Source organism: Humitalea rosea, assembly GCF_003253705.1.
GTDB lineage: Bacteria > Pseudomonadota > Alphaproteobacteria > Acetobacterales > Acetobacteraceae > Humitalea > Humitalea rosea.
The window spans coordinates 26784-46192 of the sequence record NZ_QKYU01000003.1; the positions used below are offsets into that span (position 1 = coordinate 26784).

21 protein-coding genes are annotated in these 19409 nt (G+C 69.2%); 11 read left to right on the forward strand and 10 right to left on the reverse strand.

The features are described from left to right. Window positions 1–38 precede the first annotated feature (38 nt). A complete protein-coding gene (locus tag C8P66_RS03250; protein WP_111396719.1) occupies window positions 39–383 on the forward strand; it encodes a hypothetical protein in 345 nt (114 codons plus the stop codon). A 12-nt stretch (window positions 384–395) separates the two neighbouring features. On the opposite strand, the gene C8P66_RS03255 is transcribed toward C8P66_RS03250, so the two are convergent. The 6 genes from C8P66_RS03255 to C8P66_RS03280 form a co-directional block, all read right to left on the reverse strand. Then, window positions 396–1073: a DsbA family oxidoreductase gene (locus C8P66_RS03255; protein WP_245903182.1), complete on the reverse strand. Its 678-nt coding sequence runs from the start codon at window positions 1071–1073 to the stop codon at window positions 396–398. 73 nt (window positions 1074–1146) lie between these two features. Next, window positions 1147–3936: a PAS domain-containing protein gene (locus tag C8P66_RS03260; protein WP_111396720.1), complete on the reverse strand. Its 2790-nt coding sequence runs from the start codon at window positions 3934–3936 to the stop codon at window positions 1147–1149. A gap of 131 nt (window positions 3937–4067) precedes the next feature. Then, a complete protein-coding gene (locus tag C8P66_RS03265; protein ID WP_111396721.1) occupies window positions 4068–4535 on the reverse strand; it encodes a YybH family protein in 468 nt (155 codons plus the stop codon). Window positions 4536–4551: 16 nt separating this feature from the next. Further along, window positions 4552–5325, reverse strand: a complete 774-nt coding sequence (locus C8P66_RS03270) for an SDR family oxidoreductase (RefSeq protein WP_111396722.1) — start codon at window positions 5323–5325, stop codon at window positions 4552–4554. Between the two features lie 38 nt (window positions 5326–5363). Then, window positions 5364–6167: a transglutaminase-like domain-containing protein gene (locus C8P66_RS03275; RefSeq protein WP_111396723.1), complete on the reverse strand. Its 804-nt coding sequence runs from the start codon at window positions 6165–6167 to the stop codon at window positions 5364–5366. Between the two features lie 92 nt (window positions 6168–6259). Beyond that, a complete protein-coding gene (locus C8P66_RS03280) occupies window positions 6260–7048 on the reverse strand; it encodes a ferredoxin--NADP reductase (protein ID WP_111396724.1) in 789 nt (262 codons plus the stop codon). 22 nt (window positions 7049–7070) lie between these two features. Here C8P66_RS03280 and C8P66_RS03285 point away from each other — a divergent pair, with 22 nt between their 5' ends. From C8P66_RS03285 to C8P66_RS03300, 4 genes are all read left to right on the forward strand, one after another. Next, entirely contained in the window at window positions 7071–7838 is a 768-nt protein-coding gene (locus tag C8P66_RS03285) for a GNAT family N-acetyltransferase (RefSeq protein ID WP_245903183.1), read from the forward strand. A 129-nt stretch (window positions 7839–7967) separates the two neighbouring features. Further along, window positions 7968–9161, forward strand: coding sequence for an amidase (locus C8P66_RS03290; protein ID WP_111396725.1), 1194 nt, complete (start codon window positions 7968–7970; stop codon window positions 9159–9161). Between the two features lie 98 nt (window positions 9162–9259). Continuing rightward, window positions 9260–9778 carry a GNAT family N-acetyltransferase gene (locus C8P66_RS03295; RefSeq protein ID WP_111396726.1) on the forward strand — a complete coding sequence of 173 codons (519 nt, stop codon included), beginning with the start codon at window positions 9260–9262 and terminating at the stop codon, window positions 9776–9778. 31 nt (window positions 9779–9809) lie between these two features. Beyond that, window positions 9810–10880 (forward strand): tartrate dehydrogenase, encoded by a 1071-nt coding sequence (locus tag C8P66_RS03300; protein ID WP_111396727.1) that lies wholly within the window; start codon window positions 9810–9812, stop codon window positions 10878–10880. A gap of 61 nt (window positions 10881–10941) precedes the next feature. Here the strand turns inward: C8P66_RS03300 and C8P66_RS03305 are convergent, their stop codons facing one another. Beyond that, on the reverse strand, window positions 10942–11538 hold the full coding sequence (locus C8P66_RS03305) for an HNH endonuclease (RefSeq protein WP_111396728.1): 597 nt from the start codon (window positions 11536–11538) through the stop codon (window positions 10942–10944). Window positions 11539–11729: 191 nt separating this feature from the next. Beyond that, entirely contained in the window at window positions 11730–12398 is a 669-nt protein-coding gene (locus tag C8P66_RS03310; protein WP_111396729.1) for an alpha/beta hydrolase, read from the reverse strand. A gap of 55 nt (window positions 12399–12453) precedes the next feature. Here C8P66_RS03310 and gluQRS point away from each other — a divergent pair, with 55 nt between their 5' ends. Beyond that, complete coding sequence (gene gluQRS / locus C8P66_RS03315) at window positions 12454–13308, forward strand: tRNA glutamyl-Q(34) synthetase GluQRS (protein ID WP_111396730.1); 855 nt, start codon at window positions 12454–12456, stop codon at window positions 13306–13308. On the opposite strand, the gene C8P66_RS03320 is transcribed toward gluQRS, so the two are convergent. Next, a complete protein-coding gene (locus C8P66_RS03320) occupies window positions 13278–13586 on the reverse strand; it encodes a 4a-hydroxytetrahydrobiopterin dehydratase (protein WP_111396731.1) in 309 nt (102 codons plus the stop codon). The genes gluQRS and C8P66_RS03320 overlap by 31 nt on opposite strands. Window positions 13587–13648: 62 nt before the next feature. Between C8P66_RS03320 and C8P66_RS03325 the strand changes: the two genes are divergently transcribed. Further along, entirely contained in the window at window positions 13649–14041 is a 393-nt protein-coding gene (locus C8P66_RS03325) for a metallopeptidase family protein (RefSeq protein WP_111396912.1), read from the forward strand. Here C8P66_RS03325 and C8P66_RS03330 read toward each other — a convergent pair. Beyond that, window positions 14038–14625 (reverse strand): uracil-DNA glycosylase family protein, encoded by a 588-nt coding sequence (locus C8P66_RS03330; protein ID WP_111396732.1) that lies wholly within the window; start codon window positions 14623–14625, stop codon window positions 14038–14040. The genes C8P66_RS03325 and C8P66_RS03330 overlap by 4 nt on opposite strands. A gap of 111 nt (window positions 14626–14736) precedes the next feature. Between C8P66_RS03330 and C8P66_RS03335 the strand changes: the two genes are divergently transcribed. The 4 genes from C8P66_RS03335 to C8P66_RS03350 are packed head-to-tail and all read left to right on the forward strand — an operon-like array spanning window position 14737 to window position 19371. Next, window positions 14737–15522 (forward strand): ABC transporter ATP-binding protein, encoded by a 786-nt coding sequence (locus C8P66_RS03335; RefSeq protein ID WP_111396733.1) that lies wholly within the window; start codon window positions 14737–14739, stop codon window positions 15520–15522. Continuing rightward, complete coding sequence (locus tag C8P66_RS03340; protein ID WP_245903184.1) at window positions 15519–17396, forward strand: AMP-binding protein; 1878 nt, start codon at window positions 15519–15521, stop codon at window positions 17394–17396. The genes C8P66_RS03335 and C8P66_RS03340 overlap by 4 nt, the downstream gene beginning before the upstream one ends. 10 nt (window positions 17397–17406) lie before the next feature. After that, window positions 17407–18300 (forward strand): branched-chain amino acid ABC transporter permease, encoded by an 894-nt coding sequence (locus tag C8P66_RS03345; RefSeq protein ID WP_111396734.1) that lies wholly within the window; start codon window positions 17407–17409, stop codon window positions 18298–18300. Between the two features lie 3 nt (window positions 18301–18303). Further along, on the forward strand, window positions 18304–19371 hold the full coding sequence (locus C8P66_RS03350; protein ID WP_111396735.1) for a branched-chain amino acid ABC transporter permease: 1068 nt from the start codon (window positions 18304–18306) through the stop codon (window positions 19369–19371). The last annotated feature ends 38 nt before the right edge of the window (window positions 19372–19409 follow it).

Consider the following 19409-nt stretch of genomic DNA (forward strand, 5'->3'; position numbering starts at 1 on the left):
GATAGCCTTGCCTGGTCCATGACCGGGAGGTTCCAACAATGCGCGCCAAGGTCCTTTGCCTGTCCCTGCTGATCGCGGCCCCGGTGGGCGCGGTGGGCGTCTCGGCCGGGCATGAGATGCTCGAGCAGGGTGTGAACCAGACGACCTGCCTCGATCGCGCGTCGCAGGCCGTGGTCAGCCAGGGGCTGCGCCAACTCAGCCGCGACTCCCGGGCGGTCTGGGCGGAGAATTCCGAAGGCGATGAACTTTACGGCGTCTATTGCATCGCCGAGCGCGGCGTCGTGACCGTCACCGGCGCGGCCGAGCAGTCGCAATCGGCCGAAGCCATGGTGACGCGGCTGCGCGCGGCGATGCGGGCGGGCGGCACCGTTCGGCGCAAATAAGCGCGCGGGCGCTCAGACCCCCGCGGCGATCGCGGCGTCGAGCAGCCGCTCCAGAACCTCGGGCTCCTGCGCGCCGGCGATGGCATGGCGCTCGGCCACCACGAAGCAGGGCACGCCGTTGATCCCGAGCCGATGGGCGCGGAGGTTGTCGGCATGCACCTGGTCCGCCTCGGCCCCCGAGGCCAGATAGCGCAGCACGGGGGCCTCGGCGAAGCCCAGCCCGGCGGCGATGGCGCCCAGACTATGCGGATCGCCCAAATCCGCGCCTTGCGAGAAATAGGCGACGAACAGCGCATCCACCATCGCATCGCCAAGCCCATGCCCGCTCGCGTAGCGGACCAGCCGGTGGGCATCGAGCACCGGCGGGATCTGGCGCACGCGCTCGAAGCGGAAGGGCACGCCCTCCGCCCGCCCCATCTCGGCGATGGTCGCATGCAGCCGGCGCGCGCGGTCCTCGCCGCCGAATTTCCGCGCCAGGTAATCCGTCCGGGCGACGCCGCCGGGGCCGATATCCGGGTTCAGCAGGAAGGGGCGCCAGACCAGCTCGGCCAGGATTTCCGGTCGCGCCAGCAGCGCACGGCGCAGCCGCCGGGTGCCGAGGAAGCACCAGGGACAGACCAGGTCATAGACAACTTCGATCGTCAGCCTGGCACGGGGAGGAGAGAGGACGTTCACCGCCGGGAGTATCACGCCGCCGGGTGCGCGGCGTCCAGATCAAGCCGCCGGTCGGCGCATCATTTCCCTGCTCACCCCCCTCCCTGCTTCACCCCTCGGCGGTCGCGGGCGCCAGCAGCGCGGTGAGCGCCGCCACCAGCTCGCCCCGGGCCAGGGGCTTGCGCAGGACCGGCGCGCCCTGGGTCTGCTCGGACGGCAGGTTGGAATAGCCGGTGGTGAAGACCATCGGGACGCCCCGCTGGCGCAGCTTCTCCGCCACCGGGAAGATCTGCCGCCCGCCCAGGTTCACATCCAGCACCGCCGCATCCAGCCGTCCCGCCTGTGCGATCAGCGCGAAGGCCTCGTCCGGCGTTCGCGCCGGCCCAACCAGTTCGCAGCCCAGTTCCTCGATGATGTCCCGCAGTTCCAGCGCGATCAGCGTCTCATCCTCTGCCAGCAGGATCCTCCGGCCCCGCATCCCGGTATTCCTTGGGACCGCGTGCGGCGCGGCGTGCGGAACGCCAAGCGGCTGCGGCGCCGCGACATAGGGCTGCAGCATCGTCACATCGATGGTGATGATGGCCCGCAGGCCGAAGCGGCTCCAATCCCGCTCGAACTCCCCTTTCAACTGGCCGGCCACGGTCGCCTCGATGAGCGTGCTGCCGAAGCCGCGGCCGGTCGGCGGCTCGCTCACCACCGGGCCGCCGCTCTCGGACCAGGTCAGCCGCAGCTTGCCGCCGGGCAGCAGCACCCAGTCGATGTCGATGCGGCCGTCTCTGGCCGATAGCGCGCCATATTTCGCCGCATTGGTCGCCAGTTCATGCAGGACCATCGACATCGGCTGCACCGCATCGGCGATCAGGACCACCATGGGGCCGGAGGTGCGGAAGCGATCGCCGACGTCATGCGCCGCAAGCTCCTCCTCCACCATCCGGTTCAGTTCCGAGCCGATCCAGCGGCCCCTGGCCAGCAGCGAATGCGCGCGGGCGAGGGCGGCGACACGGCCCTCGATCGCGGCGGCAAAGTCGGGGACGGTGGCGGCCCGGGTCAGGCGGATGACGCTCTGCACCACCGCGAGCACGTTCTTGGCCCGATGGTCCACCTCGGCCGCCAGCAGCGCCTGGATCTCGGTGGCCTGGCGTTCCTCGGTCACGTCACGGGCAACGCCGGTGACACGGGCGGCGGCGCCGCTCATCGGGTCCGGCACCGCAAAGGCACGGTCATGCAGCCGCCGCTCACCACCATCGGCGCGCAGCATCCTGTATTCGATGTCGTACGGGCCTTCGCGGCGGGCGGCGCGGACGCGCTCGCGATCCTCCGGATGTACGGCCGCGAGCCAGGCCTCCGCGGCGTTCTGCGGCGCCGTCGCGGGGTGCCCGGTGATGCGCGCCCAGGCCGGGCTGACATAGCGCATGCGACCGGTCGAGGGCTCGGCCACGTAGAAGATCTCGTCGATCGTCTCGGCGATCTGGCGGAAGCGCGCCTCGCTTTCCGCCAGCGCCTGCTCGGTCTGCTTCAGCGCGGTGATGTCCAGATGCGCGCCGACCATCCGCAACGCCCGGCCCTTGGCATCGCGTTCGATCTCGGCCCGGGCGGCGGTCCAGCGGATGCCGCCTTCGGGCGTCACGATCCGGTATTCCTGGGCATAGGTCGTGGTCGTGCCCGGGCTCTCGATCGCATAGAGGAAGGCGGCCTGCGCCCGTTCACGATCCTCCGGATGCAGGCGCGCGACCCAGTCGTCGTGCTGCTCGGTCCTGGGCTCGGCCGCCATGCCCTGCAACGCCATGTATTCCGGGGAGCGGCGGTTGACCCCGGTCGGCAGGTCGATCTCGAAACCGCCGACACGGCCGATGCGCTGCACCCGCCGCAGCCAGGCCTCGCTTTCGAGCAGGGCGGAGGTGAGGCCGGAATTATCCGCCGTCAGCCGCTGCTGGTCCCGCCGCACCCGCAGGCTGAGCAGCAGCAGCGCCAGCGTCATGGGCAGGCCGAGCGCCAGATGCGGCAGCAGCCCGCTCCACCATTGCTGGATGATGGAGTCCCGCGAGCGACTTGCCAGGGCATAGATCGGGAAGCCCGGCAGCTGGCGCGCCGCGATGATCTGCGCATCGCCGGTGAAGGGAGAGCGGGTCTCGATCGCGAAGCCGTCGCCCTGCATGGCGCCCAGGATCGGTGAATCGGCAGGCAGCCGGGCCGGCGGGCCGCCATCGTTGCCGCCATCGTTGTTGGTGTGGACCAATACGGCGCCATCGGCCCGGACCAGCCCAATCACCGCTTCATCGCCGAGCACCCGGCGCATGCCATCGGCCAGCGTCGCCGGCTCGACCGAGAGGTTGACGATGCCGTCGAAGCTGCCGCGCGGCAGGCCATTGCCGGTGTTCTGCCGGCGGCGGGAGACGGCAAAGAACGGCCGCCCCTCGAAGTGCCCGACGTGGACCGCGCTGATATGCACATCCGGCGCATCCGCCGCCTTCAGCGCCAGGAAGAAGTCGCGATCCGCGACGACCGTCTCGTTGCGCGGGACCGGGAACAAGGTCGCGCTGAGCAAGGGCACGCCATCGCGGTCCATGACATGGGACGCAATGCCCTGGGGCACTTCGGCCACCATCTTGGCAAGGTCGCCGTGCAGCTCGGCCTCGCGCGCATGGATCTCCGCGTCCGACAAGCCGCGCAGCAACTCATTGATCCGCCCGGCGGCCAGGGCGTAGCCCGAGAGGATGCGGTTGCCGTAGTCAGCCCCGCCCTCCGCCGCGCGTTGCAGGTCGCTCCGCGCATCGCGCCAGACTTGCAGCCAGCTCAGTTCGGCGCCGGCGCCAAGCAGCATCATGGGGATCAGCACGGCCGCGTAGGGAAGCAGATGCACGAAGCGGGAGGGCCGGTGCGGCGGGAGGCGTTCGGTCACGGACTGGATCGGCAAGCAAGGTGTCTCCCCAAGGGGACTTATCTGGCGCCCTCAAATAAACGCCTTACGGCGCAACGCCGGACGGGGTGTGAAAGTTGCCTCGGTGTCCGGCCGAACTGCCGTCCCCGCCTTCAGCTGTTGTGCCCGGTCTCCGGTTTGTTGCCATGCGAGACCTCGGGCGTGCCGCGGAACAGGGACATATGGGTATGGGTCGCGACCCAGGGGGCGCCGATGGCCGCGCGGGCGAAGGAGACGGTGGCGCGGCCGCGGCGGTCGAAATCGCCGCCATCGGCCAGATGGCCGATGGAATCCCAGACCGCCATGCCCACGGCGAAGAGCCGATCGGGCGAGACGAGGGCCCGTACCCCATCCAACCGCCAGCGGAAGTCCTCGATGGTCGGCCAGACCTTACGCCACTGGGTCGTCTCGGCGTGCTCGCGGCCGGTGACGAAGTCGGTGAAGGTCCCGAAGGCCAGCAGGTCGTCGGCGAAGAGATGCCGTGCCCCGGTGTAATCCACCGCCCGCACCTGCGCCGAGAGCGCATCGAACCAGGCCTTCACCAGGGCCAGGTCGTCGGGATCGGTCGGGCTTTTGGTCATCGCGGTCTCCGGGGTGTCACAACAGGCCGCGCGCGATGCCACCATCGGCCGCAACGGACTGGCCGACCACATAGCCGCTGCGGGGGGAGGCGAGGAAGGCCGCCACATCGGCGATCTCCTCCGCGGTCCCGAACCGGCCGAGAGGGATGTCGGCGGCGAAGCGGGCCAGCACCGTCTCGCGGGTGGTACCCTCGGCCGCGGCCAGGGCATCGGCGCGGCGGCGCCAGAGCCGGGTGAGCGTGCGGCCGGGCAGCACGGCGTTGACGCGGATGCCCTGGGGCAGAAGCTCGGCCGCCAGGGTCTTCACCAGCGCGAGGTGGCCTGCCTTGTGGACGTTGGAGACGATCTGCTCGGGGTAGGGCATCCGCGCCGAGGCCGCGCCGAACAGCACAACCCGCGCGCCCTTCGCCCGGGTCAGCGCCGGCAGGAAGCCACGCACGAGCCGGACGGTGGCAAGGATGTTCAGCTCGTGGTTCGCCCGCCAGTCATCGTCGGTCAGCGCGGCGAAGGCGGAGCGCTGGCTGCCGCCGACCGCGACCACCAGAATGTCCAGATGCGGGTGCGCCGCGTCCCAGTCCATCACGAGGCGGGTGACCGAAGCCGCATCCGTGGCATCGGCGGTGAGGCTCGCCGCCCCGATCGAGGCGGCGGCCGCGGCAATGGTCGCGGCATCGCGCGCGACGAGGGTGACCTGGGCGTTCTCGGCCGCCAGGGCGGCGCCCGTGGCCAGCCCGATCCCGTCGCTGGCGCCGACCACCAGCGCCAACTGCCCGGCAATACGCAAATCCATTTGTTCGTCCCCTGTCCTTGGGGACGCAGACTGCGTGTCTAGGCCTCGACGGTCCAGACCTTGAAATCGGCGAGGATGTTCGGACCGAAGGTATTGCTGATCGCCACATCCGCCGCATCGCGGCCACGGGCGATCAGGACCCGGCCGATGCGCGGCTTGTTGTTGCGCGCATCGAAGGTGTACCAGCGGCCGCCCACGAAAACCTCCATCCAGGCAGAGAAATCCATCGGATCGGGCGAGATCGGCACGCCGATGTCACCGAGGTAGCCGGTGCAGTAACGGGTTGGGAAGTTCATGCAGCGCAGGAAGGCGATCGCCAGATGCGCATAGTCGCGGCAGACGCCCTTCTTTTCCTGCCAGGCATCCCAGGCGCCGCGGGTGGAGCGGGCGTCCTGGTAATTGAAGACGATGTGGTTGTGCACGAAGTCGCAGATCGCCTGCACCCGCGCCCAGCCCGGCGGTGTGTGGCCGAAGAGGTTCCAGGCGATGTCCGACAGGCGGTCCGTTTCGCAGTAGCGGCTGCCGAGGAGGTAGACGAGCGTGTCCTCCGGCAGATCCTCGACCGGCGTCTGCCAGGCATCCGGCTGCGCCGGATCGGGCAGGCCCGTGTCGTTGACCAGCGCATCGGTGCTGAGGCGGATGCGCCCGGCAGGGGCCACGATCCGCGAGCACCAGTTGCCGAACCCGTCGCGATAGGCCGAGACCGGCACCGGTGGCTCGGTCCTCAAATGGTCCGGTGCCACGATATCCGACACCCGCGAGGAGTGGATGTGCAGCGTCAGGATCATCGGCGTGGGCTGCGGGCAGTCGTAGGTGAGGGCGTATCCGAGGCGTAGGCGCAAGTCGGGGTGTCTCCGGCACCGGATCGGCGCATGCCGAACCTATCGTGCCTTAACGCCGAAGTCCCGGTTTGGTTTGACGCCGGATCGTGCTGCTATTTCTCGACGAAGGCTTTTTCGATGACGTAGTGCCCGGGGCTGGAGGACGAGCCCTCGACGAAGCCGCGTTCGGTCAGCAGCGCCTTGGTCTCGGCCAGCATCTCGGGGCTGCCGCAGAGCATGAAGCGGTCGCGTTCCGGCGACAGCGGCGGCAGGCCGAGATGGGTCGCGGCCCGGCCGCTGGCGAGCAGGGTCGTGATCCGCTCGCGCATCGGGAAGGGCTCGCGCGTCACCGAGGGCAGATACAGCAGCTTGCCGGCCAACAGCTCGCCCAGCATCTCGTCCTGCGGCAGGGCGGCGATCATGTCGCGATAGGCGAGCTCGGCCACCTGGCGGACGGTATGGCTGACCACGACGCGGGGGAAGCGGTCCCAGGTCTCGGGCTCGCGGATCACCGAGAGGAAGGGCGCAAGGCCGGTGCCGGTCCCGAGCAGCCAGAGCGTCTCGCCCGGCAGCAGGTTGTCGAGCAGCAGCGTGCCGGTCGCCTTGCGCCCGATCAGCACGGTGTCGCCCACCTGGATGTGCTGCAGGCGGGAGGTCAGCGGCCCGTTCGGCACCTTGATCGACAGGAACTCCAGCCCGTCGTCCCAGGGCGGGGAGACCATGGAATAGGCGCGCAGCAGCGGTCGGCCATCGACCTTCAGCCCGATCATGGCGAATTGCCCCGCGAGGAACCGGAACCCCGGATCGCGGGTGCAGCGGAAGGTGAAGAGCCGGTCCGTCCAGTGATGGACGTGGGTCACGGTTTCTTCGAGGAAGGGCGAGGGGGCGGCGCTGGCGGACATGGGCTCTGCTATGCCTCCACGCGTGCTGCGACGCAACGCGGCCCATCTGGACGGCGGCGCGGCCGGGGTGCAGGAGCCTGCCATGACCACCGATCCGACGACCGACACCTGGGGCAATCCCGTGGGGCCCTTGCTCGATGCGACGCCGCGGCCGCTGCCGGCGCGGGTGCCGCATCGCGGCGGGGTCATCGACCTCGAACCTCTGCATGTCCGCCATGTGCCCGATCTGTGGCGGGCGGTGCAGGGGCAGGACGCGAGCTGGTCCTGGATGGGCTATGGCCCCTTCGCGACCGAGGCGGCGCTGCGCGCCCAGGTCGCAGCCTTCGCCTCGGCGCATGATCCCCTGGTCTGGGCGGTGCGCGCGCATCGTTCTGGCGCCATCGAGGGCTGGCTGTCGCTGATGGACATCCAGCCCGGCAATGCCGCGGTGGAGATCGGCCATATCTGGTTCGGTCCCCGCCTGCGCCGGACCCGCGGCGCCACCGAGGCGATGGCGATCCTGATGCGCCATGTCATGGATGACCTCGGCTACCGGCGTCTGGTCTGGAAGTGCAATGCGTTGAACGCGGCCTCCAAAACCGCCGCGCTGCGGCTCGGCTTCGTGCCCGAGGGCGTGCTGCGCGCGGCACTGGTGATCAAGGGGCGGCGGCGGGACACGGCGATGTTCTCGATCCTGGCCGATGAATGGCCGGCCTGCCGCGACGCGCTGCTCGCCTGGCTGGATGAGGCCAATATCGACCATACCGGCGCCCCCCGCGAGGGGCTGGCCGCGATCCGCGCCCGGGGTTGAAGGGGCGCCCCGGCCCGGTGCCGGCAAGCCGGCGCTTGGCTCTGGGCCGGCATCAGGCTATGCCTAAGCTGTAACGGTTGGTTACCGGCCCGATCGCCGCGACCGAACCGCGCGGGGGGTTACAGCGTCATGTCCGATCCATCCGATCCCTATGGCGCTTTCATGCCCGGCCCGCGCGCGACCCTTGCCGGCGCACCCGAGGGGCCGCTGGCAGGGCTGAGCTTTTGCGCCAAGGATTTGTTCGACATTGCCGGCCATGTCACCGGCTACGGCAATCCGGACTGGGCGCGCACGCATCCGCCCGCAGTCGCCTCGGCGCCGATCATCGCGGATCTGGTCGCCGCCGGCGCCAGCCTCGCGGGCAAGAGCAAGACCGTGGAACTCGCCTATGGTCTGACCGGCGAGAATATCTGGTACGGCACCCCCATCAACCCCGCGGCGCCGGACCGGTTTCCCGGCGGATCGTCCTGCGGTTCGGCCGCGGCGGTGGCGGGCGGGCTCGTCGATTTCGCGCTGGGCTCGGATACCGGCGGCTCGGTCCGCATCCCGGCCTCCTATTGCGGCATCTTCGGCATCCGACCGTCCTGGGGGGCGGTGAACCTGACCGGGGCCTGCGGCCTTGGCCCCTCCTTCGACACCGCGGGCTGGTTCGCCTCCACCGCGGGCGTGCTGCGCCGGGTCGGCGATGTGCTGTTGCCCAGCAATGGCGAACTCGGCCTCGGGCCGCTGCTGCGGGTGCAGGAAGCCTGGGTGAATGCACTGCCGCAGGTGGCGACGGCACTGCAACCGGGCCTGGCCGCCGCCGAGCGGGTGCTGGGCCCGTCGCTGGCGCTGAATGTGGCGCCGGAGGGGCTGGTCGCCTTCTACGATAATTTCCGCTGTGCCCAGGCGGCCGAGGCCTGGACGACGCTTGGCCCCTGGGTCGAGGCGACCGGCCCGGCCTTCGGCCCTGGCGTGAAGGAACGCTTCGAGGCCGCCCGCGACCTCGCCCCGGCGCTCGCCGCGCGCGGCCGGGCGTTCCGCAGCCTGATCCAGGCCCGGATGCGCGCGCTGCTGGCCGGCGGGGCAGTGCTGGCCTATCCGACCAGCCCGGCGCCCGCGCCGCGTCTCGGCGCCGATCTCGCGACCCAGCAGGCGGTGCGGGAGGCGACCATGTCGGTCACCGCCATCGCCGGCCTCGCCGGGCTTTGCGAAGTGACGCTGCCGGTCGCGCGGCATGATGGCGCCCCGGTCGGGCTGTCTCTGGTCGCGGGGCCGGGGCGCGACCGTGCCCTGCTGGCCCTGGCCGTGCGCGTGGCGGCGGAGGCCGGGCTGCCGGGGTGAGCCTGTCCGGCCCTTTGCGCGCCCCGTTGTTTTTCGCCGCCCCACCGGCGCAGGCCGGCCCCGTTGCAAGGAGCCTTCCGCTGCGTTAGGCCGATGCCATGCCGATCCGTGACGCCACCGCCGCCGATGCCGACGCCATCGCCGTGATCTATGCCCATCATGTCCTGCATGGGACCGGGACCTTCGAGGAGACGCCGCCACCGGCCTCCGAGATGGCCGCGCGCATCGCCAAGGTGCAGGCCGCCGGCTGGGCCTGGCTGGTCGCCGAGGATGGCGGCATCGTGCAGGGCTACGCCTATTTCGCGCAGTATCGCGACCGCAGCGCCTATCGCTTCACGGCCGAGGACAGCGTCTATGTCCGCCCCGATGTGGCTGGCCAGGGCGTGGGCAAGTCCCTCGTCGCGGTGCTGCTGGCCCGGGCGGAGGCGGCGGGGTTCCGCCAGATGCTGGCGGTGATCGGCGATTCCGACAATGTCGGCTCGATCGGGCTGCATGTCTCGCTCGGCTTCAAGCCTGCCGGCACGTTCAAATCGACCGGGTTCAAATTCGGCCGCTGGGTCGATGTCGTGAACATGCAGAAGCCCCTCGGTGAGGGCGACCGTACCCTGCCTGCGTAAAGACGGGCTGGCCCGACAGGAGAGAACATCCATGGCGCGTACCCACCGCATCGCCGTGCTGCCCGGTGACGGCATCGGCAAGGAAACGGTGCCCGAGGGCCTGCGCGTGCTCGATGCCGCCGCGCGGCGTTTCGGCTTCAACCTTGAACTGAAGCACTTCGACTGGTCCTGCGAGACTTACAAGGAAACCGGGCGGATGATGCCCGAGGACGGGCTGGACCAGCTCCGCACCTCGGATTCCGTGTTCCTGGGCGCCGTGGGCTGGCCGGGGGTGCCGGACCATATCTCGCTCTGGGGCCTGCTGATCCCGATGCGGCGCGGCTTCGACCAGTATATCTCGCTGCGTCCCTGCAAGCTGATGCCGGGCACGCGCACGCCGCTCGCCGGCCGCACCCCCGCCGACATCGACTTCATCGTGGTGCGCGAGAACACCGAGGGCGAATACAGCAGCTCCGGCGGCCGCATGTTCCCCGGCACGCCGCGCGAATTCGTGACGCAGGACAGCGTCTTCACCCGCGTCGGCTGCGACCGGGTGATGAAATACGCCTTCGAACTGGCGATGACGCGCAAGCGGCGGAAGGTGACCTCGGCCACCAAATCCAACGGCATCACCTTCACCATGCCGTATTGGGACGAGCGCTTCGCCGAGATGGCGGCGCAGTATCCGGGGATCACCACCGACCAGTTCCACATCGACATCCTCTGCGCGCATTTCGTGCAGCACCCGGATTGGTTCGACGTGGTGGTCGGCTCCAACCTGTTCGGCGACATCCTCTCGGATCTGGGGCCCGCCGTGGCGGGCTCGATCGGCATAGCGCCCTCGGCCAACATCAACCCCGAGCGCGCGCATCCGAGCATGTTCGAGCCGGTGCATGGCTCGGCCCCCGACATCGCGGGCAAGAACATCTGCAACCCGATCGGGCAGATCTGGTCGGGCGCCATGATGCTGGAGCATCTGGGCGAGGCGGCGGCCGCCGCGGCGATCCTGGATGCGATCGAGCGCCTGCTGGCCGAGGGCGGACCACGCACCCGCGACCTCGGCGGCCAGGCGAGCACGCAGGATGTCGGCCGCGCCCTGGCCGAGGCCGTGGCGCAGGGCTGATCGCCCGCGGGGGGAAGTTTTGGCGCGAGGAGATCGCGAGGCCCGCTTCCCGGTCGCGGCGTCAGCTCTCCAGCTCGCTGTCCCAGTACAAATAGTCGCGCCAGGATTCATGCAAATAATTCGGCGGGAAGGACCGCCCATTATCCTGCAATTCCCAGGAGGTCGGCTGCCGAGGCGTCTGCCGCGGGTACATCCGGCACTCCTTCGGCAGCATCGCCGCTTTGCGCAGGTTGCAGGGGCCGCAGGCCGTCACGACGTTTTCCCAGGTGGTGCGGCCACCGCGCGAGCGGGGGATCACATGGTCGAAGGTCAGATCATGCGAGGGCCGGTCCACGCCGCAGTATTGGCAGGAAAATTCATCCCGCAGGAAGACGTTGAAGCGGGTAAAGGCCGGACGCCGCGCCGAGGGGATGTATTCCTTCAGCGCGATGACGCTGGGCAGGCGCATGGTCATGCGCGGCGAATGCACCGCGGTTTCATATTCACTGAGTACCGAGACGCGATCGAGCCACACCGCCTTCACTGCGTCCTGCCAGGACCAGATCGACAGCGGAAAATACGACAGAGGCCGAAAATCTGCGTTCAATACCAAAGCCGGGAACGTCTGACCGCCCAGGGCAAGTTGGGTGCCATGGGCCAGTTGGTTGCCCAGAGCCATTCCGCCATCGGGCACGGTTTGCTCCTTCCACCGCAGGGATGCGGCAGCGGTCCGAACGCCCGGGGGCCTGACCGGCGGTAAGGCCCCGAAACTTCTGGTGCCGCCGTGATCTGGAATGCAGCTTCATCGTGCAGGGCACAGGGGTCAACCGCCATGCAACGGGGTTTCATCCCTGCGTCATGGAACCGGGCTCAACCAGGCTCCAACATGGCGAAAGATCGCTGCAGAAAGAGCGCCCCACGGCTGATTCCGGCCTGATCGATGCCATGGCCGAGGCGGGGGCAGAACAACGACTCGACCGGCACACCAAGCGCCCGCAGCGCGGATTCGGTCCCGCGCGAGGCGGAGGCGGGCACCACCTGGTCATCCTCGCCATGCACCAGCAGCACCGGGGGGCGGCAGGCGATGCTCTCCGCCAGCCCCGCCACATCCGGCAGCCCGCCCGAATAGGCCAGGATCGCCGCCGGTGGCTCGGCCCGCCGCAGCCCATAGGAGAGTGCCGTCATCGCCCCCTGGCTGAAGCCCACCAGCGCGACATGGCTGAGCGGAATCCCGAGTGAGGCGCAGCGTTCCGCGATGGCGGCATCCAGCACCGGCCGCGCCGCCGCGAGCCCGGCCGCCAGGCGCGCCGGGGTGCGATCGGCGAGGCTGAACCATTGCCGGCCGAAGCCGGGGCCTGCCTGGTCATAGGCTTCGGGCGCATGCGGGGACCAGAACTGCGCCTCGGGCGCCGCCCCGGCCCAGCCGGGGGCGAGGTCGATCAGGTCGTTCCCATCCGCCCCCACGCCATGCAGCAGCACCACCAGATGTTTCGCCGGCCCGGTCTTCGGCCCCCAATGTGGCCCGTCCAATATCGGCATCGCTCTTGCCCCTTGCTGCGGTCCTTGGCTATCGCGGGCGGGGCGGCCCCGCAACATGACCCTGACCACACGCTTCGCGCCGAGCCCGACCGGGCTGCTGCATCTCGGCCACGCGCATTCGGCGCTGGCGGGCTTTTCGGCCGCGCGCGCCGCGGGCGGCCGGTTCCTGCTGCGGATCGAGGATATCGACAGTCAGCGCTGCCGCCCCGAATTCACCGAGGCCATCCTGCGCGACCTGGACTGGCTCGGCCTGGAATGGGATGGCGCGGTGCGGGTGCAGTCGCGGCATATGGCCGAGTACCGCGCCGTGCTGGAGGCGCTGGACGCGCGGGGGCTGCTCTACCCCTGCGTCTGCACCCGCGCCGATATCGCGGCGGCGGGGGCGGCGCCGCATGGGCCGGAGGGCGCGGTCTACCCCGGCACCTGCCGCGACCCCACGCGGGCGCAGCGCGCGGCGAGGCTGGCGCAGCCGCATGCGCTGCGGCTGGACATGGGTCGCGCCCTGGCCGTGGTGCCTGGGGATCTGTGGTTTTGCGAGGCGGGGCGGGGGCGCCTGCGCTGCGATCCCGCGCGCTTCGGCGATGTGGTGCTGGCGCGGAAGGATACGCCGGCCTCCTACCACCTCTGCGTCACCCACGATGACGCGGTGCAGGGGGTGACGCTGGTCACGCGGGGGGAGGATCTGCTGGCCGCGACCGATGTGCAGCGGCTGTTGCAGGCGCTTTGCGGCTGGCCGGAGCCGCATTACGCGCACCACCGGCTGCTGACCGATGGCACGGGGCGGCGGCTGGCCAAGCGGGATGGGGCGGCGACGCTGGCGAGCCTGCGCGAGGCGGGGCGGAGCCCGGCGGAGGTGCGGGCGATGGCGGGCTGGCCGGGTCAGCCGGCGAGGAGCCCCTCGATCGCCTGAGCCAGCGCCACATCGCGCGGGGACAGCCCGCCCGCGTCATGTGTGGTCAGGGTGATCTCCACCCTATTCCACACATTGGTCCATTCCGGGTGGTGGTCCTGCGCCTCGGCCAGCAAGGCGACGCGGCTCATGAAGCCCCAGGCCTCGGAGAAATTCTTGAAGCGCAGGCTCCGGTGGATGGCGTCGCGGTCGGGCCGCGGCTGCCATTGCGGCAGGCTCTGCGCCAGCCCGGCCCGTTCGGCGGGGGAGAGTTTCACGAGGGCGATGTTTTCTGTCATGGGGGGCCTCCTTCACCGAGATGGGCATTGACGCGGCCCGTGCCATCGGAGCCGATGCGCCCATGCGATACACAACGCCCCCCGCGATCGATGACCTGCTCGAAATGGCCGAGCGCGCCCTTGGCGCCATCCCCTCCGAACTGCGCGAGAATGTGCGCGGCCTCGCCATATTGGTGGAGGAGGTGCCCGATGATGACACCCTGGAGGAGATGGGGCTGGAACACCCCTGGGAGCTGACAGGGCTCTATCGCGGCACGCCGCTGACCGAGCGGAGCTTCGGCGATGTGCCCGCCCAGCCGGATACGGTGCTGCTCTACCGCGAGCCGATCCTGGTGGAATGGGTGGAGACCGGGGAGGATCTGTTCCGCCTCATCCGCAATGTGCTGATCCATGAGATCGCGCATCATTTCGGCTTCTCGGATGCGGAGATCACCCGGCTGGAGGGAGAGGGCTAGGCCAGCGCCCGCGCGACCGCGAGGCGCAGCGCCGGCAGCACCTCGGCCTCGAACCACGGGTTGCGCTGCGCCCAGCCGATGGTGCGCCAGGACGGGTGGGGCAGGGGAAACAGCCCCTCCGCCATATGCCCGGCAAAGCCCCGCACCGCCGTCTCCAGCCCCATGCGCGGCCCCAGCACCAGGCGGATGGCATAGCCGCCGACCAGCAGCCGCAGCCGCACATCCTTCAGCAACGGCATGATGCGCGGATGCCAGGCCGGCGCGCATTCCGGCCGGGGCGGCGCATCGCCGCCGCGCGGCAGCCGCCCCGGGTAGCACATGCCGCAGGGCAGGATGGCGACCTTGGTCGTGTCGTAGAACGCATCCACCCCCAGCCCCAGCCATCCCCGCAGCCGCTCGCCGGAGGGGTCGAGGAAGGGCGTGCCCGACAGATGCGCCTTGGTCCCCGGCGCCTGGGAGGTGATCAGCAGCCGCGCCCCATCCCCGATCTGCAGGATCGGCCGCGGCCCCAGCGGCAGGGCGGCGGCGCAAAGGGTGCAGGCGCGGGCGGCGCGGGCGGCCTGCTCCAGGGGCGTGTCGGACATGGCGGCTGAAGGGGCCACCGCCCGGGCCCGCCGTCAATAACGCCGGTTGCGACCGCGGCCCCGCCGCTCCATCATCCCTGCCAAGGGAAGAAAACATCCGGGGAGCCGCCTGTGGGCGAAGACGCGCCGATTCTGGCCGCTGACCACGTTTCCCTCCGGTTCGGCGGGGTGCGGGCGCTGACCGATGTCTCCTTCTCCGTGAACCGGGGGGAGATCTTCTCCATCATCGGGCCGAATGGCGCGGGCAAGACCTCGATGGTCAATTGCATCTCCGGCCGCTACCGCCCGACCGAAGGCAGTATCCTCTGGCAGGGGCGCGACATCACCCGCGTCGCCACCAACCGCCGCGCGGCGCTCGGCATCGGCCGCACCTTCCAGAACCTGGCGCTGTTCGGGCACATGAGCGTGCTCGACAACATCATGGTCGGGCGGCACCACCTCCTCTCCTCCGGCGTGGTGCAGGGCATGCTGTGGTGGCTCGGCGGCGCGCAGCGCGAGGAGATCGCGCATCGGCGCGAGGTCGAGGAGATCATCGATTTTTTGGAGATCCAGGCGGTGCGCAAGGCGCCGGCGGGCACGCTCTCCTACGGCTTGCGCAAGCGGGTGGAGCTGGCGCGCGCCATGGCGCTGAAACCGCAGCTCATCCTGCTGGATGAACCCATGGCGGGCATGAACCTTGAGGAGAAGGAGGACATGGCCCGCTTCATCGTCGACCTCAACGAGGAATGGGGGATGACGGTGCTGATGATCGAGCATGACATGGGCGTGGTCATGGATATCTCGACCCGCGTCATGGTGCTGGATTTCGGCCGCCAGATCGCGATCGGAAGCCCGGAGGAGGTGATGGCCCATCCCCGCGTCCGCAGCGCCTATCTGGGGGAGGAGGTCGAGGCGTGAGCGCCGATACCCTGCCCAAGCTGCTGGCGCGCAACGCCGCCGAGCATGGCGGCGAAACGGCGATGCGCGAGAAGCGCCTCGGCATCTGGACCGCGCTGAGCTGGGGGGAGGTGCAGGCCCGCACGCGCCAGATGGCGCTCGGGCTGCATGTGATGGGCGTGGGCGCGGGCGATGTCGTGGGGCTGATCGGCGACAACCGGCCGGATTGGGTGATGGGGGAGATCGCGGCCCATGCCATCGGCGCGCGCTCGCTCGGGCTGTATCGCGACGTGCTGGAGGATGAGGTCCATTACCTGCTCGACTTCGCCGCCGCGACGGTGGTGCTGGCCGAGGATGAGGAGCAGGTCGACAAGCTGCTGAACGTCGCCGACCGCCTGCCGCTGCTGCGCCACATCATCTACGGCGATCCGCGCGGGATGCGGAAATACGAGGATGCGCGGCTGCGGCCGTTGAGCGATCTGCTGGCCGAAGGTGCCGCGGCGCATGCAGCCGACCCGGGGCATTACGCGCGCCTGGTCGCGGCCGGCAATGGCGAGGATATCGCGATCCTCTGCACCACCTCCGGCACCACGGCGCGGCCGAAACTGGCGCTGCTGCCGGCGGGCTGCCTGGTGCGGCATGTGGAGATGTATCTGCGCTTCGATCCGCGCGGTGCGGAGGAGGATTACGTCTCGGTGCTGCCGCTGCCCTGGATCATGGAGCAGATCTACGTCCTCGGCTTCTGGCTGGTCTCCCGCATGCGGGTGAATTTCGTCGAGGAGCCCGAGACGATGATGGCCGATTTCCGCGAGATCGGGCCGCATTTCGTGCTCTTCGCGCCCAGGGTATGGGAAAGCCTGGCCGCCGAGGTGCGGGCCCGCGTCATGGATGCGAGCCCGATGAAGCGCTGGCTGTTCGACCTCGGCATGCGGCTCGGCCTCGCGGCGCTGGCCAAGGGCAAGCGCTCCTGGCTCGCCGATGTGCTGCTGTTTCGCGCGCTGCGCGACCGGCTGGGGTTTTCGAGGCTGCGCTCGGCCGCGACCGGTGGGGCCGCGCTGGGGCCCGAGACGTTCCGCTTCTTCCAGGCGATGGGGGTGCCGCTGCGCCAGCTCTACGGCCAGACCGAGCTTTTGGGGGCCTATACGCTGCACCGCGCCGATGCGGTGAACTTCGACACGGTCGGCGTGCCCATGGGGCCGGAGGTGGAGCTGCGGATCGAGGACCCGGATCGCAACGGCGTCGGCGAGATCGTCACGCGGCACCCCAACATGTTCCGCGGCTACCTGAACGTGGCCGAGACCCCGGACATGCGGGACGGCTGGATGTACACCGGGGATGCCGGCTACTTCGACAAGACCAGGCAGCTTGTGGTGATCGATCGCATCAAGGACATCGCGACCACCAGCGGCGGCGAGCGCTTCAGCCCGCAGTTCATCGAGAACAAGCTGAAGTTCAGCCCCTTCGTCGCCGAGGCCGTGGTGCTGGGCGATGCCCGGCCGCATCTCGCGGCGCTGATCTGCATCCGCTTCCAGATCGTCGGCAAATGGGCGGAACGCCAGCGTATCGCCTTCACGACGTATAGCGACCTCGCCTCGCGGCCGGAGGTATTGGCGCTGCTGCGGGAGGAGGTAGTGAAGGTCAACGCCACCCTGCCCGAGCCGCAGCGCATCCGCGACTTCGTGCTGCTCTACAAGGAACTCGACGCCGACGACGACGAGCTGACGCGCACGCGGAAAGTCCGCCGCGGCGTCATCAACCAGAAATACGGCCAGATCATCGACGCCATCTATCGCGGCGATGCCGCCATCCCGGTGGATACGGTGATCCAGTTCCAGGACGGCACCACGCAGCGGGTGCGGACCAGCCTGACCGTCGCCTCGCCGCTGGCCGCCTGAGGAGAAGATCGTGGATTTCACCCTGTTCTTTCCGCTGCTGCTCAATGGTCTGATCGTCGGCGCGCTCTATGGCGTGGTCGCGATGAGCTTCGTGCTGATCTACAAGGCGTCCCAGGTGGTGAACTTCGCGCAAGGGGAGTTCCTGCTGGTCGGCGCCTGGGTCTGCTGGTGGCTGCTGACGACCTATCCCATCCCGTTCTGGGCCGGCTTCCTCGTCACCATGTGCTTCATGACGCTGTTCGGGATCATCCTGCAGGTGGTGGTGCTGCGGCCGCTGATCGGGGAGCCGGTCATCAGCGTCATCATGGCGACGGTGGGCATGTCGATCTTCTTCCAGGCGCTGATGAAATGGATGTTCGGCGTCTTCGCCAAGCCCTTCCCGCCGATCTTCGCCACCGAACGGGTGCAGGTCCTGGGGTTGCAGGTGCAGCCGGTCTATCTGCTCTCGCTCGTCGTCTCGCTGTTCATCATGCTCGGCTTCTGGTGGTTCTTCACCTACAGCAAGCACGGGCTGGCGATGCGGGCCACGGCCTTTGACCAGCAGGTGGCGCAATCGCTCGGCGTCTCGGTGCCGCGGGTGTTCGCGATGTCCTGGGCGATTTCGGCGGTGGTGTCCTCGGTCGCGGGCGTGGTGGTGGGGGTGGTGAATGGCGTGTCCTCGGCGCTGTCCTTCTACGGCATCAAGGTGTTCCCGGCGGTCATCCTGGGCGGCCTGGATTCCATCATCGGCGCGGTGCTGGGTGGGCTGATCGTCGGCGTGCTGGAAAACCTCGCGCAATGGGTGGACAGCGAATTCCTGAACTGGGGCAACATGACGCAGATCGCGCCCTTCTACGCCCTCGTGCTGATCCTGCTGATCAAGCCCTATGGGCTGTTCGGCACCAAGAACATCGAGCGGGTCTGAGACATGGTGGCCCTGACCCCGGCGGGCGACTACCGCACCTCCTACGCCGCCGACATGACGATCTTCCCCACGCGCAACAGCCGTATCGCGATGCTGCTCGGTATCGTGCTGGCCTGCGCGGCGCCGCTGGTGCTGGGCCGATATGAGCTGGGGCTGCTGATCAATATCGGCACGCTCGGGATCGCGGCCCTCGGGCTCAACATCCTCGTCGGCTTCACCGGGCAGATCAGCATCGGCCATGCCGCCTTCTTCGGCTTCGGCGCCTTCATGTCGGCCTGGCTGCATGAGGAGTTCCATATTCCTGTCATCCTTTGCATCCCGCTGGCGGGGCTCGGCACGGCGGTGGTGGGGCTGATCTTCGGCCTGCCGGCGGCGCGGCTGAAGGGGCTGTACCTGGCCATCGCCACCCTCGCCGCGCAGTTCATCCTGGAGGATTTCTTCGCCCGCGCGCGCTGGTTCACCGGCGGCGTTGCCGGCCGCATGACTGAGAATGTCAGCATCGCCGGCATCGTCTTCGACCGCGAGGAAAGCTACTTCTACATCGTGCTCGGCTTCGTCGTGCTGATGTTTGTCGGTGCCGCAAACCTCATGCGCACCCGCGACGGGCGGGCGCTGGTGGCGGTGCGCGACCACTACCTCTCGGCCGAGGTCATGGGCATCAACCTTGCCTATTACCGCACGCTCTCCTTCGCGATCTCCTCCTTCTACGCGGGGATCGGCGGCGCGCTTTATGCGCATTACCTCCTGTTTGTCTCGGTCGAGGCCTTCAACATCCTCTTCTCGATCCAGTTCCTCGCCATGGTCATCATCGGCGGGCTCGGCAGCGTGATGGGCAGCCTGCTGGGCGCCGCCTTCATGGTGCTGCTGCCCGAGGTTGTGCAGGCGCTGGTGGACCAGCTCGCGGGCGGCGCCATCGATCGCACGCTGAAACTGGGCGCCAACATCTCCTTCCTGCGCGAGATGATGGTCGGTGCCTCGATCATCCTGTTCCTGGTGTTCGAACCCAATGGGCTCGCGCATCGATGGCGGTTGATCAAGGCGTATTGGAAGCTCTACCCCTATTCCCACTGATCCGCCGGAACAGGCGGGCGTGCAAAGCAAACGGAGGC

Bases quoted from the DNA above. Each gene is read 5' to 3' on its own strand.
- C8P66_RS03250 (WP_111396719.1), top strand. From the start codon at position 39: ATGCGCGCCAAGGTCCTTTGCCTGTCCCTGCTGATCGCGGCCCCGGTG.
- C8P66_RS03265 (WP_111396721.1), bottom strand. From the start codon at position 4,535: ATGACCAAAAGCCCGACCGATCCCGACGACCTGGCCCTGGTGAAGGCC.
- C8P66_RS03270 (WP_111396722.1), bottom strand. From the start codon at position 5,325: ATGGATTTGCGTATTGCCGGGCAGTTGGCGCTGGTGGTCGGCGCCAGC.
- C8P66_RS03280 (WP_111396724.1), bottom strand. From the start codon at position 7,048: ATGTCCGCCAGCGCCGCCCCCTCGCCCTTCCTCGAAGAAACCGTGACC.
- C8P66_RS03290 (WP_111396725.1), top strand. From the start codon at position 7,968: ATGTCCGATCCATCCGATCCCTATGGCGCTTTCATGCCCGGCCCGCGC.
- C8P66_RS03295 (WP_111396726.1), top strand. From the start codon at position 9,260: ATGCCGATCCGTGACGCCACCGCCGCCGATGCCGACGCCATCGCCGTG.
- C8P66_RS03300 (WP_111396727.1), top strand. From the start codon at position 9,810: ATGGCGCGTACCCACCGCATCGCCGTGCTGCCCGGTGACGGCATCGGC.
- C8P66_RS03305 (WP_111396728.1), bottom strand. From the start codon at position 11,538: ATGGCTCTGGGCAACCAACTGGCCCATGGCACCCAACTTGCCCTGGGC.
- C8P66_RS03310 (WP_111396729.1), bottom strand. From the start codon at position 12,398: ATGCCGATATTGGACGGGCCACATTGGGGGCCGAAGACCGGGCCGGCG.
- gluQRS (WP_111396730.1), top strand. From the start codon at position 12,454: ATGACCCTGACCACACGCTTCGCGCCGAGCCCGACCGGGCTGCTGCAT.
- C8P66_RS03320 (WP_111396731.1), bottom strand. From the start codon at position 13,586: ATGACAGAAAACATCGCCCTCGTGAAACTCTCCCCCGCCGAACGGGCC.
- C8P66_RS03325 (WP_111396912.1), top strand. From the start codon at position 13,649: ATGCGATACACAACGCCCCCCGCGATCGATGACCTGCTCGAAATGGCC.
- C8P66_RS03330 (WP_111396732.1), bottom strand. From the start codon at position 14,625: ATGTCCGACACGCCCCTGGAGCAGGCCGCCCGCGCCGCCCGCGCCTGC.
- C8P66_RS03350 (WP_111396735.1), top strand. From the start codon at position 18,304: ATGGTGGCCCTGACCCCGGCGGGCGACTACCGCACCTCCTACGCCGCC.